12 protein-coding genes are annotated in these 15,018 nt (G+C 37.1%); 2 read left to right on the top strand and 10 right to left on the bottom strand.

What is annotated here, in order from left to right; all coding sequences use genetic code 11:
• Positions 1-60: 60 nt before the first annotated feature.
• From glmM to OK18_RS07475, 5 genes are all read right to left on the bottom strand, one after another.
• Entirely contained in the window at positions 61-1,443 is a 1,383-nt protein-coding gene (gene glmM, locus OK18_RS07455) for a phosphoglucosamine mutase (RefSeq protein WP_053327599.1), read from the bottom strand.
• Positions 1,444-1,508: 65 nt separating this feature from the next.
• Entirely contained in the window at positions 1,509-2,528 is a 1,020-nt protein-coding gene (locus OK18_RS07460; RefSeq protein WP_053327600.1) for a DUF4421 family protein, read from the bottom strand.
• Between the two features lie 218 nt (positions 2,529-2,746).
• Complete coding sequence (feoB, locus tag OK18_RS07465; protein WP_053327601.1) at positions 2,747-4,780, bottom strand: ferrous iron transport protein B; 2,034 nt, start codon at positions 4,778-4,780, stop codon at positions 2,747-2,749.
• The gene (locus tag OK18_RS07470; protein WP_050021778.1) at positions 4,780-5,034 is read right to left on the bottom strand and encodes a FeoA family protein; all 255 of its coding nucleotides are present in this window, start codon (positions 5,032-5,034) and stop codon (positions 4,780-4,782) included. The genes feoB and OK18_RS07470 overlap by 1 nt, the downstream gene beginning before the upstream one ends.
• 137 nt (positions 5,035-5,171) lie before the next feature.
• Positions 5,172-6,095, bottom strand: coding sequence for a GLPGLI family protein (locus OK18_RS07475; protein ID WP_050021898.1), 924 nt, complete (start codon positions 6,093-6,095; stop codon positions 5,172-5,174).
• A 181-nt stretch (positions 6,096-6,276) separates the two neighbouring features.
• On the opposite strand from OK18_RS07475, the gene OK18_RS07480 reads away from it, so the two are divergent.
• Complete coding sequence (locus OK18_RS07480) at positions 6,277-6,774, top strand: DinB family protein (protein ID WP_053327602.1); 498 nt, start codon at positions 6,277-6,279, stop codon at positions 6,772-6,774.
• A 51-nt stretch (positions 6,775-6,825) separates the two neighbouring features.
• Here the strand turns inward: OK18_RS07480 and OK18_RS07485 are convergent, their stop codons facing one another.
• A complete protein-coding gene (locus tag OK18_RS07485; RefSeq protein ID WP_053327603.1) occupies positions 6,826-9,537 on the bottom strand; it encodes a TonB-dependent receptor in 2,712 nt (903 codons plus the stop codon).
• Positions 9,538-9,988: 451 nt separating this feature from the next.
• Between OK18_RS07485 and OK18_RS07490 the strand changes: the two genes are divergently transcribed.
• The gene (locus tag OK18_RS07490; protein WP_053327604.1) at positions 9,989-10,870 is read left to right on the top strand and encodes a cupin-like domain-containing protein; all 882 of its coding nucleotides are present in this window, start codon (positions 9,989-9,991) and stop codon (positions 10,868-10,870) included.
• A gap of 41 nt (positions 10,871-10,911) precedes the next feature.
• Here OK18_RS07490 and OK18_RS07495 read toward each other — a convergent pair whose 3' ends face one another.
• From OK18_RS07495 to OK18_RS07510, 4 genes are all read right to left on the bottom strand, one after another.
• Positions 10,912-11,694, bottom strand: coding sequence for a T9SS-dependent choice-of-anchor J family protein (locus tag OK18_RS07495; RefSeq protein ID WP_053327605.1), 783 nt, complete (start codon positions 11,692-11,694; stop codon positions 10,912-10,914).
• 128 nt (positions 11,695-11,822) lie between these two features.
• A complete protein-coding gene (locus OK18_RS07500; RefSeq protein WP_053327606.1) occupies positions 11,823-13,547 on the bottom strand; it encodes a M14 family metallopeptidase in 1,725 nt (574 codons plus the stop codon).
• 186 nt (positions 13,548-13,733) lie between these two features.
• A complete protein-coding gene (locus OK18_RS07505; protein WP_053329317.1) occupies positions 13,734-14,465 on the bottom strand; it encodes a metallophosphoesterase family protein in 732 nt (243 codons plus the stop codon).
• A 1-nt stretch (position 14,466) separates the two neighbouring features.
• Positions 14,467-15,009: an RNA 2'-phosphotransferase gene (locus tag OK18_RS07510; protein WP_053327607.1), complete on the bottom strand. Its 543-nt coding sequence runs from the start codon at positions 15,007-15,009 to the stop codon at positions 14,467-14,469.
• Between the last annotated feature and the right edge of the window lie 9 nt (positions 15,010-15,018).

A 15,018-nucleotide genomic window follows, 5' to 3' on the forward strand; every position in this document is an offset into this window, starting at 1 on the left:
TGTACGGTCTCCTGAACATATATTACAAAAAAGAACGGAACAATGTCCGTTCTTTATTATTTAAATAAGGCTTTTAATTTTAGCAATGATAGCGTCTCCCAATTGATCTGCTTCTTCCTGTGATTTTGCTTCTGTGTAAATTCTGATAATGGGCTCTGTATTGGATTTTCTAAGGTGTACCCAATTATTTTCAAAATCTATTTTCAATCCGTCCACTGTAGAAATCTCCTCATTCTGGTATTCCTTTTCCATCTTACTTAAAATAGCATCTACATCAATTTCAGGCGTCAGCTCAATTTTCTTTTTTCCCATGAAATAGCTTGGATACCCTGCCCTCAGCCTGGAAACGGTTTTGTTTTCTTTTGCCAGGTGCGTTAGAAACAATGCGATTCCTACTAAAGAGTCTCTTCCGTAATGCAGGTCAGGATAAATAATTCCGCCGTTACCTTCGCCTCCAATCACGGCATTTTTCTCCTTCATTAATGTAACTACATTGACCTCTCCTACAGCGCTGGCGAAGTATTCAGAATTATGGGTACGGGCAATATCCCTTAAAGCACGGCTTGAGGAAAGGTTGGAAATGGCTGTTCCATTTTTATGTTTCAGCAGGTAATCTGCAACAGCAACCAGGGTATATTCTTCTCCGAACATCTCCCCATTCTCGTCAATCAGGGCAAGCCTGTCTACATCCGGATCCACAACAATTCCCAGGTCTGCATTTTCTTTTTTCACCAACTCGCAAATGTCTCCCAAATGTTCTTTTAAAGGTTCCGGGTTGTGTGGAAAATGCCCTGTTGGTTCACAATAAAGCTTTATGGTTTCACACCCTAATTGGTCCAATAGCATAGGAATAGCAATCCCTCCTGTGGAGTTTACCGCATCCAGTACTACTTTGAATTTTTTTGCTTTGATAGCTTCTGCATCTACCATTGGAAGCGCCAGAATCTGCTGGATATGGATATCAAGAGCATCACTTCTTGTTTCATATTTCCCCAGATCATCCACCTCTGCATAGTTGAAATCTTCGCTTTCTGCCAGAGCCAGAACTTCAGCCCCGTTTTCACCGCTGATAAACTCTCCTTTATCATTTAATAATTTAAGGGCGTTCCACTGTTTTGGATTATGGGATGCCGTAAGGATAATTCCGCCGTCAGCATTCAGTTCGGGCACCATTATTTCTACCGTAGGTGTAGTAGAAAGTCCCAGGTCAACCACATTGATTCCCAGCCCCTGTAATGTTGCAGTTACTAAGGAAGAAACCATTTGTCCTGATATTCTTGCATCTCTTCCGATGACAAGGGTAAGGTCTTTTTTATTTTTATTATTCTGAAGCCAGGTCCCGAATGCCGAAGCAAATTTTACCACATCAAGAGGGGTCAGATTATCATTTACTTTTCCTCCTATAGTCCCTCTGATCCCTGAAATAGATTTTATTAACGACATTATGTTTTATTTTTAAAGTTTTTTTTCTAAATTTTCTACGCAAATATAATTAAAAGACCTTTCATTTATAAAACAGGAATCTTTTTTTGAATTTTATCGTATGTCTTTTCCACCACTTTTGGAGGAGCAAACCGATACCCGATATAGAGCAGGCCGTAAACAGTATTGTTTTCTACGGTCTGATTTTGCTTCTGATCGTAAGCATAGGCACTAAAATTCAGCTTTCCTCCAAATAAAAAGCGGTCTGTATTATAGCCCGCATGAAGTCCGCCCTCCATTCTCACGGTGAAATACTGTGCATTTTCTTTTGATCCTCCTTCTGCATAATCTCTGAAGCTGGAAAATTTCCCTCCCAATCCGAACGCCAGGTAAGGGGCAATATTTACTTTTTTGCCTATTACCCAATTATAGAAGTAGCCTATATTGGCTCCGATCTTATATTGGAGTTCCTTACTTTTCTGTCCATCCATGGTGTTGGAAAAAACAGTAAGATCATAATCCAGAAACGGTACCCAGCTGCCTCCACTGTATTTTTGCCATTCTCCCTGAGTATAAATACTTCTTACTGAGAAATTTTTGTTAAGAACATAAGAGGTAGATCCTCCGAAGCTTTGCACCCTTAAATCCGGAAACTGGATATGGGGATCTTTCCCTTCGTGCCATCCGGGAACAAAATCCTGCATATTTTCAAGATAAAATCCTTTTACGTTTTTGTAATAGAGGGTCTGAATAAATCTTTTTGGAAAAAGCCTGAAACTGAAGTCCGTATAAGAACTGTTTCCCTTAAGTGCATTATCTTTATTATCAGGGAAAAAACGGGGCGCAAATGAAAGTGTTGCACTGATGATCCTGTAATCAACAGACAATGATATTTTTATTTTGTTATTAATGGAAAATATCTGCTGATTTTCATCTTTATTTTCTCCTTCAGAAAAAATAAAGCTTTCAAGATTGGTATCAAGGTTGGCGCGAATCATAACCTGATCCGCATAGGATTTAATATTGGCAGTATCGGTATCAGTTTGTGCTTTGCTCAGGATAGCAAATAAAAACAACAAAACGAATCCTGCTTTTTGAAGGTTCAAATTGGATAATTTAAATTAAAAAAATGAATTTACTACATTTTTTTCAATTACCTCATGAAATTTACGTTAAGAACAGCCACAATCTTTATCACAGTTGGTTCTTTTTGAACTGAACTTCTTGGGGGCAAAATTCTTTCTGAGTACCTTAAAAAGTGAGTAGCAGGCAAATGCAACCACCAGAAATATAATTATGTATTGAAAAATTAGTGAAGAGTCCATTATTTTAAAATCTGATATACTATCATTGATACAAAGTAGGCCAAACCAGTCATCATTATCACCTGAAAGCCAGTCCATTTCCAGCTTTTGGTTTCTCTGTAGACCACTGCAAGTGTAGAGACACACTGCATTGCAAATGCATAAAATAAAAGAACTGAAATTCCCGTCGCAAAGCTGAATACTTTCTCGCCGTCCGGTTTTACGTCCTGTCTCATTTTATCAATTACTTTTACCTCGGGAGCATCATCTTCCAAACTGTATAAGGTAGACATCGTTCCTACGAAAACCTCTCTTGCTACAAAGCTGGTAAGGATCCCTACTCCCATTTTCCAGTCGTACCCCAATGGCTCAATCAACGGTTCTATTCCTTTCCCCATCTTTGCCAGATAAGAATGATCCAGCTCTACATTGGTTGCTACCAGCTGGTCAGGTTGTTGTTTAGGTCCAAAATAGCTTAAAAACCAGATGATGATACTCACAATGAATATAATTTTCCCGGCTCCGGTAATAAAATCCCACACTTTTCCTAAAACCATCCTAAGATCATATCCGAAAAGCGGTTTTTTATAAGCAGGAAGATCCATTACCAGATAGGTTTTACCTTTATCTTTAATAAATCTTTTAAGAATGGCAGCAGAAAATAAAGCCACTAAAAATCCCAGCAGATACATTCCCATCAAAACCAGTGCTTTATATTTTATGCCTAAAAATGTTCCTTCTGAAATAATCAGGCCGATAATGATACTGTATACCGGGAGTCTCGCGGAACAGGTCATGAAGGGGGTTACCAGGATTGTCAGCAACCTTTCTTTAACGTTTTCAATATTCCTGGTAGAAATTACCGCGGGAATAGCACAAGCTGTTCCTGAAACAAGCGGAACAATACTTTTACCATTCAACCCGAATGGCCGCAACAGTCTGTCCATCAGGAAAACCACTCTTGCCATGTATCCTGAATCCTCCAGCAGATAAAGGAAGTATAATAAAATCCCGATCTGAGGTGCAAAAACTACAATCCCCCCGATTCCCGGAACAATTCCGTTGGAAATAAGAGAGTTAACAGGTCCTTCCGGAAGATGCTCACTGGTAAATGCAGATAACCATGAAAAAAAACTTTCAATCCAGCTCATCGGATATTCAGCCAGGAAAAATACGCTTTGGAAAATGAGAAGTAAAATGGCCATAAAAACCACATATCCCCAGAACCTGTGAACCAAAACCTTATCCAGCTTTTCCGTCAGCAGCTCTTTAAACTGAGGTTTTTTTGAAATTACATCTTCTAAAATTTTATCAACGTTCTGATATCTCCTGACAGTTTCCTGTACCTGTAGTCTTTTAGGAACCAAACTCTTGGGTCCATTTTCTTCCATCAGTTCCCCGACAGATTCTATTCTTCCCAAATCTGTTCCCAATGACAGGCTCATCCAGGCTTTGTATTCATTATCAAATCCTTTATGAGAAGCTAATTTCTGAATAAAGGCTTTATGTTCATTGGGAGTTTCAAATGAAACTTTTCCTGTATTGACAAACTCATTGTTATAAACAGCTTCCCTGATTTCATCAATTCCGATCTGCTCTTTAGCATTCGTTTGAATAATTTTAATGCCTAAAGCTGCAGAAAATTTTTGGATATCAATGGTTACTCCTCTTCTTTCTGCCTGATCAATCTGATTGACAATCAAAATCATAGGAACACCCAGATCCTGAATCTGCTGAAACAGGAGAAGGCCTCTTTTTAGGCTCAGGGCTTCCAGAATATACACAACTCCTGCATAGTTTTTCTGTTCATCAATAAGGTATTTTGAAAAAATAGCCTCATCTTCAGAACTCGGATAAACACTGTAAGATCCGGGAAGATCAATAACTTCCACTTCCTCATTCTTATAGACATAGTTTCCCGAATGGCTTGCCACGGTAACGCCGGCGTAGTTCCCGGTTTTCTGCTTTTTATTACAAAGGGTATTGAAAACCGTCGACTTTCCCACATTGGGATTCCCGACTAAAAGGATCTGTTTTTTCTTATTTTCCTGCATTAATTCAATTCTTCAACAATGATGTATTCTCCTTCTTCCTCGCGAAGAGCAATCCGGCTTTTCTCTGCTCCAAATTCTACATACATTGGTCCATTGAACGGAGCCTGGTATAAAATCCTGAAAACCGTTTCCGGAAGGAGACCCATTTCAATGATTTTATTGGGCATTTTCAGATGGTCATTATCATACCCCAATATCTTCCCTATTTTATTTTTAGGGAATCCACTTAATTTATGTAAACCGTTCTCTTTCAAAGCCTGATTTTTAGTCCTGCAAATATACGTTATTTAAATTTAATCTAAATAACGTTTTGGTATAAAAGAAATCACCCCAAATACATTGCTGTATCTGGGGTGATTTGAAATATAATTTAGTTGATATGAAGTCTTGTTTAGTTTTCTTTTCCGACTTTTTCTACTTTCCCCACTTTCAGTTTTTCATAAGGAGGCTCAATGGGATTATCATTAGCATTGAAGAAATCTTTATACATCTTTTCCTGCTTCTTCATCATGTCTCCAATTGTTCCATCCATTCCAGGAATTGTTTTAGACATGATTTCCTGAGTCATCAGAGGTCTTGCTGTAGCAAATGGATCTTTTTTGAAATCATTGAACGTTTTTTCAAACTTTTCTCTTGGCATTTCTGTTACTTTTAAACCAACATTGGAAAGCTTTTCCATATATGTCAGTTCTTCCCAGTTTGGAATTTTTTTATTTCCCTGAAGAACCCAGGAATAATTTTTGCCTTCGTCTTCAATCTTCACGATCAAGCCTGGAAGTCCTGAAAATTTATACGGTCCATCCTGAAAAGGAAGTTCTGAGCTAAACCAAGCCGTCCATTTCTTTCCGGCAAATTCCGTTGTTGCTTTCTGGGCATTGTAGGCTCCAATTTTTGCTTTTTCGTCAGAAATTTTCCAGTCTAACTTCAATGTTTCATTATATCCGATATTCATAGGAGAAAACCCGTTCGCAATTCTTTCGATGTATTGGATTTTCATATCCGGATAGGTCTTCACAATTTTTTCAGAAAACTTTGGCATTTTAAAAGATTTGGATAAATCCTTTAAAACTCCTGCCTTTTTCATTGCCTCAAATTGAACTTTCAGAATAGAATCCTGTCCAATAGCTGTAAAATCCCTATAAATAGATCTGTCTTTCACTATATCAAGAGACATCATTACTTTTTCCAGCTTTGCAGAATCCTTCTTCGGCTTAAAAGTTAGTTCATAAAAGAAACGATTGGCTGTTTCTTTAGACTCCTGAGCTCCAACAAAAGCAAAAAGAGCAAAAAGAAATACCGAGAATAACTTTTTCATTGTAGCAAGTTTAATATAATTAGTAATCATAAGTTTTATTTTGTTACAGTTTTTTTGAAATTATTTTTTTAAGATTGGTCTTTTGTATTTCATTGGCAGACGCTGACAAAAAATTGTGATTTCCTTACAACATTTTCTTTCTAAAAACGCGTACCTTTAAGTTTCCAAAAAACAAAATATTATGGACACTTTATCTCAATTAAAATCCGAACTGGAAGGAGAATTTCAAACCACAAAAAAATTTATTGAATTGTTTCCGGAAGGAAAAAATGATTATGCTCCCCATGAAAAAAGCATGAAAATGATGCCACTGGCTACACACCTGGTAGAAGTCTTTGAATGGCCCAATACCATCCTGAATACTTCTGAACTGGATTTTGCGAAAGGAGAGTATCAGCCGACCCGGCTTTCCACCAAAGAAGATCTTTTAAATAAATTAGAAGAAAGTTATCAGGCAGGAAAAAAGGCTCTGGAAAATGCTCATGAAGAACAGCTTAATCCCAGCTGGACTATTAAAAATGACGGGCATGAATTAGCCAGTTGGAGCAAATACGGAGCCATCCGCCATGCCTTGAATCAAATTACACACCATAGAGCACAATTGGGTGTTTATTACAGGTTAAATGATATTCCGCTTCCGGGAAGCTATGGCCCGTCTGCTGATCAGCAAAGTTTTTAAATACAAAATATTCCAACAAAAAAACCAATCCGGATAGATTGGTTTTTATTTTTATTTAAAGTTGAATTTTACCGTCAACATTACCTGGCTTGGGCGAAGCTTCATGGCTGTCTGTGTAATGGTAGCGTTATCAATATCGATTCTTTCAAATACTTTTTTGTTGGCAATATTCATCCATTTCAGTTCAAAATCCACTTTCTTTTTGGACCACGAAAACTGATAGGAAAGATCAAAGAATCCGTTATTATATTTTGTGTCTCCCGATTTTGAATTGATCTGATCCCAATAAAATCCTATCGTATGGTTTTCCAGTGGATAGAAGTAAACGTTCAAATTATGGGTATATTCTTCTGCTTTTCCCAGATTCCCTGTCAGGAAAATATTTGATTGCTTATTCCATGTTTTGGAGGCATTAAAGTCTATACTCATCCATGAGAAGTAAGTGTTATTAAATTTGATCCCGAATGTATTTCCGTCACTTTTAGTATCAACAAAATCAGTATTTCGTATGGCCTGGGTTTTTGAAATTGTTTTATTGTAGGTTAATGAGGCATTGGTTTTAAATTTTGGGAAGTATTTTCCTATCTCTGCATAATAGCTATTACTGGTTTTTTTATTTTCTCTTTCCAGGTATTCCGTTACCCTGAATCCGTATTGGTTAACAGATGTGGATGCAATCAGGTTGTTTTTGGTATCTCCCAATCTTGCTCCTACATTGAAGAAAAGATTATTAAGCGGGTTTCTATATTCTAATCTTCCTCCTAAACTGTTGGTAGTAGATTGAGGTATCGGGTTTGAAGGATTCATCACATTAAAGCTTCCCGGATTTGTCATGATATATCCTCCATAGGCAGTCTGTATATCTCCGAAATTATTGCTGATATTTCCGTTTACACTTGCTTTAAAAAAAGAGGCAAATGAATACTGAACAAAAATATTAGGGGTAAAGGTTGTTTTGTTCAGTGTTTTGGACACATTTCTCAATGCATCGTCTGCCTTAATGTTATTAAAATTTACCGGGAAATTGGCAAATAAGCTCCAGGCTTCCGATTTATAATTCACCCCTACAGAGGCTGAAGGAATGATTTCAGTAAATTTCAAACTGTTTTCATAGGCAGAGCTATTAAAATCCGGATTTCCGGATATGGTGACCCCATCAAAATTGGTATCCAATTTATTGGTGGAGTAATCCAATCCTACCTGAGGAGTGAATGTCCAGCCTTTTTTTGTAAAGCTTACATTCGCGGAATGTGAAGTATCTAATGTTCTGATTCTAAAGCGTTGTAATGCTGTGCTTCCGGGAACAAAATCTATTGTTTTCAATGGACCGTCCGTGGAGTCCCTGAAAGGAATCTGCATATAATTGGCCGGAGAAATCTGAAGATCCTGCCTGTCATCCTGATAGTTGATATAAGACTTCAGGTTAATCATCTTCTCTTTCCATGGGATAATGGTACTTAAGGAGTTCTGGAAAGAAGATGTGGGAGATTGCAATGCTTCCATTCCGGTTCTTTCCGAAAGCTGATCTTTTCTGTAAGCATTGGTCCTGTCACCATTCCAATATTGAGAAAATGTTGTGGTATTTTTAAAGAAGCCTTTTTTAGCATTTTTAGTAAAAATAAGCTCTCCTTTCAGCTTATCGGTATAAAAGTTATTGATGAATTTATTGGCATATTGAGCATTTTGCTGGAAGTCATTTGTTGTACTTTCAGACTCTCTTTCTACAGCATTATTGGTATAATTGGCGTTAGCCTTAAGCTCCCATTCTTTATTTTTGTCAATATTGGTAAGATAATTGGCCGAAAGATAATGCACACTATTCATCAAATATCTTTTTACGGGAAGAGCGGGTACACTTGCGTTTTCCACATTCAGCCAGTTATTCTGCGAGACATTGCTCCTTCTTCCTTCCCAGCTGCTTCCGAATGCCAGAATATTCCCTTCGCTCTCTACCTGCTCGCCCATATTATTGGTTTTATAATTGACTACCCATTGGCTTTTCTGCCCGAAAAACATAGGGGTAAGCTTTACGTTCCAAAGCCATGGTTCACCAAAACCTGTTCCTACCTCTCCTCTGCCGGTCATCGTCACAGAATTCTTAAGTTTGATATTAATGGCTGCCTGATCCGATGGAACTTTGTCCTGAAGAATTTTTACCGGCTGATGGTTTTCAAGTACTTCCACTTTTTGTACCGCATCTTTGGGAAGCGAATTGTTGATGGTACCATAACCCCCCTCCATGAGGTCTTTCCCATTGACATAGAATTTATTGATTGCATTTCCCTGGTAGAGAATTGTACCATCTTTATTGACTTCAATTCCGGGAATTTTTTTCATCACATCCGCCAGTGTCCTGTCATTTTTACTGTTGAAGGCTTTAAGGTCATAAGAAATGGTATCTCCTCTCGCAGTGATCATTTTAGTTTTCAGCTGTACCTCCTTTATTTCGGTAGCCTCAGACTGCATTTTGAAATTAAGAACCTGGTCACTATTACTGATCTGCTTTGTAAGGGGTTTCTGGTTGAACGCTTTTACTTTAAGATCAACATTGGCCTCTGCAGAAGTAAAGGTTACTTTATATTCTCCTTTGGCATTGGTGATTCCGTAGGCGAGGATAGCATCTTTACCAGGCTCTTCAATAATAACACTTGCACTTGGTATAGCCACCCCGTCATCGTCTGTAACCTTACCAGATACTGTTTTTTGTGCAAAAGCTGATGTTATAAAAAAAAGCATCAGGAATAAAGAGGTAATCTTTCTCATGTTTGTTATTTGCCTAATTAGTTATTAATTGTACTTTTTCGTTACACTTTTCTTAAGATCAGTTTAAATTTGAAAAGTTAAACCCATATCACTACAAAAATAGTTATATTTTCCATATTTCTATTTTCCCATTCCCAATGGTAACAGAACCGGGCAGTTTGTTACTTATAATGTAAGGGAAAGAAGATAGTAAATAAAAAGTAATTCACGGTCTATCTGAAATTTTTTCCATCTTTTATGATTTAAATAAAATAAGGTTCATCCCACTTCAACATTTTAAGGTTATAGTATATCTATATTTTCTTTAATGCAAAAACATGCAGCTTGTATGAACAGGGTATTTTATTTTAATCTGAATAGTAAACAATGATTTGAATCATAGATAAAAAAAAATTTAAACACGTGTTCATATATTTTTAATTTAATAATTTTGTAACATAAAATATATCAAATGGGAATAATTTTAAAGCCTATAGATGTTGTAGATGACATTTCAAAAGAAGATTTCTACGAAAAATATCTAAAGCCAAGAAGGCCCGTTGTCATCAGGAATATGGCAAAAAAATGGCCTGCTTACCAAAAATGGACGATGGAATATATGAAGGAGGTTGTAGGAGATGTGGAGGTCCCGCTATATGATAGCTCAAAGGCTGATCCTTCTGCTCCCATCAACGCTTCTGCTGCGAAAATGAAATTCGGGGATTATATAGACCTTATCCAACGGGAGCCTACGGATCTCAGAATTTTCCTTTTCGATCCTATAAAGTATGCCCCGAAACTTTTGGAAGACTATATTTCTCCTAAAGAATTAATGGGAGGTTTCCTGGATAAATATCCCAATATGTTTTTTGGGGGTAAAGGCTCTGTAACATTCCTTCATTTTGATATTGATATGGCTCACATTTTCCATACTCACTTCAACGGAAGAAAACATATCCTTCTTTTTGACTATAAATGGAAGGAAAGGTTATATCAGATTCCTTATGCAACATATGCTCTGGAAGATTATGACATCGAAAATCCTGATTTTACCAAATTCCCTGCTTTGAATGGTGTAGAAGGAATAGAATGTTTCCTTGAACATGGTGATACGCTATTTATGCCTACCGGATGGTGGCATTGGATGAAATACCTGGACGGTTCTTTTTCCATCTCACTAAGGGCATGGGACAAATCATGGGCCGTAAAGGCACATTCGTTATGGAACCTGACGGTACAGCGTAAGTTTGACGACATAATGAAGTCTAATTTCAAAAAGAAATATATGGACTGGAAGGAGAAAGTCGCCATTAAAAGAGCAGAACTAGCCTTAAAAAGAGGTTTACCAAGATAAAATAAAAGACGTTTCGGTTGAAACGTCTTTTTTATTGGGGATTATTCTTTTATTATTTTATAAATTTTTTCTTTCCCTTCTTCCTTGATTTTAAGTAGATAATTACCTGTAGACAGATCGCTTACATTGATTGTGGCATTAGCTGAGTTCATCTTTTCTTTTTTCTGTAATTTTCCGGTGAGATCAAACAGGCTTATTTCTGAGATTTTGCCTTCACTTTTGATCGTTAAAATATCTTTCACCGGATTAGGATAGACGGAGGCTTTATGTTTAGTTACGTCAGCAACACTTAGATTATTTCCGGATACCTCAAAATCATCTATTCCGACGAACCAGATATCGTTCGTGGATGAATAGAATGCGATATGAATTGTTTGTCCAGCATAAGGAGTTAAATCATATGTATATTGGGTCCACGTTTCGGGTGGTGTTACCAAAGCCGCCAGTGTATCGGTAAGCGCTGCTGCTGTCGGAGTCGTTGTTGATATTCTGACATCAAATTTTTCAGCGAGTCCGGAGCCTCTGTTTCGGGCCCAGAAAGTTAATTTATCTGATACTCCTGCCGTTATGGTTATTGCAGGGCTTACAGCATAATCATCATGTGCAGTGCTTCCATATTTCAAACCTAAAAAATGAGACCCGGAATGCGGGCTATTAAAGTTGCTATCATAAGTGCTCCATGTTTTCCAGGTTCCGGGATCACCACCATTAATAATCGTCCAATCTGATGGCATTGTTGCTGAATCAAAACTTTGGGTATATTGCGCTACGATACCTGAAGGCAGAAGGCATAATCCCATCAATAATTGATAAATCTTTTTCATATCACGTATTTTAATACCAATTTAGTTAATTTTATTACAAAAAATTAAAAACAAAATAATATTAATTACAAAACACAAAAAGATTGTTAATCAACTATTTTTCGATTATATTTTATTTAACAAATTAATTATAAAACTCTATATATAGGATACTGTCTGAACGTTTTTTCTTCAAAATAAGGCGAATTTTTGTAGATCCAGTCCAATTGAGCAGTCCCATCTTCCAACAATTTTTTATCTGAAGCTTTTGCAGCTTCAAATGCCGCTTTCAGTTTTTTATCCTTCTTCAGCAATTCAGCGGCGGTATCTTCAAAAATATAAGCAGAATAATATTCCTTCTGAGCCAGGATTCCATCAAAAAAATTCCAGTTGAAAAATGAGTCTAACGCTTCCGGCTCAAGTGTTTCTATGATATATTTTACCCCAGACTGATCTGTAGGAACTAAATAATCTCCGGCAGCAAACCCGAGGTTCCTACTGGTGGTATCTACCGTCGTTTCATAATGCAGATAGTGGCCTTCATACGGGTTTTTAACGGTTTTAAAATCTTTAATCCTATATGATTCTACAGCAATTGTACTATCCTTCTGTAAGGGTTTCATTTGAATTCCGTTTCTTTTAAATTCATCCAAAACCCGGTATTGTGCCTGTGGGATTACATAGTATTTAGGAATTGTGATATATCCTGTAGGAACGGCTGTAGTAAACAGTTTTATATTTTTTGTAAACGGCTTATTTCTATCATAATATAATCTTGGCTTCCCGGAAATTTCACTGGGTTTATACTTTCCTTCATATCCTTTGAAATCCATCGTAGAAAATTTCGTAGAGTCAATTTTCCAACGGATTCCATATTGTTTCCCTGCCTGATATTGCTTTAAATTATCAAGGCGCAGTTGTTTTATTTTGCTGTAATCTTTATCCAGATTTTCAAGATTTACCAACATGTATTTGTAGGTAGCATCTACTCTTTTGTCATAAGGCTTCAGCATGTGGGTTTCAGGTACCGTTCCTAAAGAATTGAATAACGAAGCATACCCTGTAGAATATCTAGGAGAGTCTTCAAAAGCAGCAAAGCCTACTTCCGGAACATCCCCGTGAATGTTTACATAAGGAGTGCTTTCATAGCCTAGTTTTTTCATATCATCAAGGTTTTTAGCCTGATATACATTATAAAAATAATTGCCGAGAACATTTCCCAGACGTTCTTTAAATGTAGAAATATAGGTAAAGGTATATTGATAATCGGCTCCGTTACTGACATGGTTATCGATAAAAACATCCGGTTTCAGCCATTGATAAATCTCCTGGAAACTTCTTGCGTTTTTAGAGTCTGCTTTGATGAAATCCCTGTTCAGGTCATAGTTTCTCGCATTCCCCCTGAAGCCATACTGTTCCGGCCCATTCTGATTGGCCCTGGAATAAGATCCCCTGTTCAGCATTCCGCTGATATTATAGGCTGAAATAGCAGCAATAATAAAGTTTTGGGGAGTCTTAATTTTTTTAGTTGCAAGGTCTCTCATCAGCATCATCGTGGCATCTATTCCGTCGGGTTCTCCGGGATGGATTCCGTTATTGACGAAAAGTATGGCTTTACTTTTTCTCAGTTTATCAATATTTTTTTCAGGAAAGGGATTGTAAATTACTACATAGATAGGTTTTCCATTATCATCTTCTCCTTTTTTCAGATACTGAATACTGTTAAAACTTTTTGCCAGATCATTGTAATAAGCATTCATTTCATCATAAGTAACGGTCTGATTGCCATTTCCTTTTTCAAAAGGAGTCTGAAATGATTTTTGGGCAAAGATTAAGGAACAGCTAAGCGTGAGTAACAGATATTTCAGTTTCATTATCGGAATATATTTTCGGGATTTAAAATTAGACAATATGATTGGGTCAAAAAAAACAAAATGTAAAAATTCCAAATTCTGTTGTTTATTATTCTATAAAAACTTAAAATCTCATAGATTTTAAACCTATGAGGGTTAAAGACGAAAACATACCTCATCTTATCTTCCTGTCAAATAATGATTACCTCATCCGTTGCGTCCATTTTCATTAGGATATAAGGATGGCAGTACATCACTTTGCCAGAATTCTTTAGTATCAATATCCATAATGGATAAGGCTCCGGTAAAGGCTGCTCCGGTATCCAAATTCCAGATATTAGCTTTATTTACAGGCGTTTTACTCCCAATATGCAGGGTTGGAGTATGCCCGATAAATATTTCTTTATATAAAAGCAGTCTCTTGGGATAGAGTTCTGAATTTTTCTCAAGCTTTTTATCCATTGCAACTGCGGTTTCCCAAAGGGTTCTGTCCCAACGGTAATTGCTGGAATATACTTCTTTTTCCGGCCCATGCATAGAAGAATAGCCTGCATGAATGAACAGATAGTTTTGTTCATCGATATAGTAGTTTTTCATCCGTTGAAAGAACTCAAGATGGATGTTTCTGTCTTCTGGAGAATAGCCGGCATAGCTTTCAACAGTACTTTTTCCACCGTTAAAAAGCCATACATCCGGCTCATTTCCGGAATTGAGCCAATCTTCCGTCCAGGCATCATGATTGCCTTTAATAAATATACAATCTTGCTTTTCTGAAAGCTCAATTAAAAACCGAATCACCTGTGAAGACTCACTCCATCCATCTACATAATCTCCAAGAAAGATAAGCTGGTCATTTTCTCTAACGTCTGCCCTTTCCAAAACTTGTTGCAAGGCCTTAAGGCCTCCATGAATGTCTCCTATGACTAATGTTCTGCCCATATTACTTTGAAATATATTTTGCATCTACAAAGTCTGTCAGCCAGACTCCGTTTGCCGAAAGATAGAAAGATAACCCGTCCTCATACATCTTTCCGCTTCTGATTGTAAGAATTACAGGTTTTCCATGTCTCATCCCCACTCTTGTAGCGGTCTCTTTATCAGCACTTAAATGCACATGCTGACGAGTTCTTTTTTCAATCCCGTTGTTCAAAATGGAAGGGATATTGGTTTCCGCTGTTCCATGGTATAGGAAATCCGGTGGCTGTTGTGCTTCCAGAGCCAGGTCTATATCAATAGAATGTCCCTGACTTGCTCTGATCATGGTTTTATCTTCATTAAAAGCAAATCGTTTTTTATTATTGGTTTCCACTACCTCATCTAATTCATCTAATGTGAAACACATATTCTTTTTTGCTGATTTTTCTCTCAATTCTTCAACATTAGCCCAACCGTTCTCATCTAACTTTAAATCTATATTTTCCGGTTGATGCCTCAGAATCAGGCTTAAAAATTTACTTATTTTTTTCTTTTCTATTTCATTCATGGTTTGTAT

The sequence above is a fragment of the Chryseobacterium gallinarum genome (assembly GCF_001021975.1).
In the GTDB taxonomy this organism is placed as follows: domain Bacteria; phylum Bacteroidota; class Bacteroidia; order Flavobacteriales; family Weeksellaceae; genus Chryseobacterium; species Chryseobacterium gallinarum.

Bases quoted from the DNA above. Each gene is read 5' to 3' on its own strand.
- OK18_RS07505 (WP_053329317.1), bottom strand. From the start codon at position 14,465: ATGGGCAGAACATTAGTCATAGGAGACATTCATGGAGGCCTTAAGGCC.
- feoB (WP_053327601.1), bottom strand. From the start codon at position 4,780: ATGCAGGAAAATAAGAAAAAACAGATCCTTTTAGTCGGGAATCCCAAT.
- OK18_RS07485 (WP_053327603.1), bottom strand. From the start codon at position 9,537: ATGAGAAAGATTACCTCTTTATTCCTGATGCTTTTTTTTATAACATCA.
- OK18_RS07500 (WP_053327606.1), bottom strand. From the start codon at position 13,547: ATGAAACTGAAATATCTGTTACTCACGCTTAGCTGTTCCTTAATCTTT.
- glmM (WP_053327599.1), bottom strand. From the start codon at position 1,443: ATGTCGTTAATAAAATCTATTTCAGGGATCAGAGGGACTATAGGAGGA.
- OK18_RS07495 (WP_053327605.1), bottom strand. From the start codon at position 11,694: ATGAAAAAGATTTATCAATTATTGATGGGATTATGCCTTCTGCCTTCA.
- OK18_RS07480 (WP_053327602.1), top strand. From the start codon at position 6,277: ATGGACACTTTATCTCAATTAAAATCCGAACTGGAAGGAGAATTTCAA.
- OK18_RS07475 (WP_050021898.1), bottom strand. From the start codon at position 6,095: ATGAAAAAGTTATTCTCGGTATTTCTTTTTGCTCTTTTTGCTTTTGTT.
- OK18_RS07490 (WP_053327604.1), top strand. From the start codon at position 9,989: ATGGGAATAATTTTAAAGCCTATAGATGTTGTAGATGACATTTCAAAA.
- OK18_RS07510 (WP_053327607.1), bottom strand. From the start codon at position 15,009: ATGAATGAAATAGAAAAGAAAAAAATAAGTAAATTTTTAAGCCTGATT.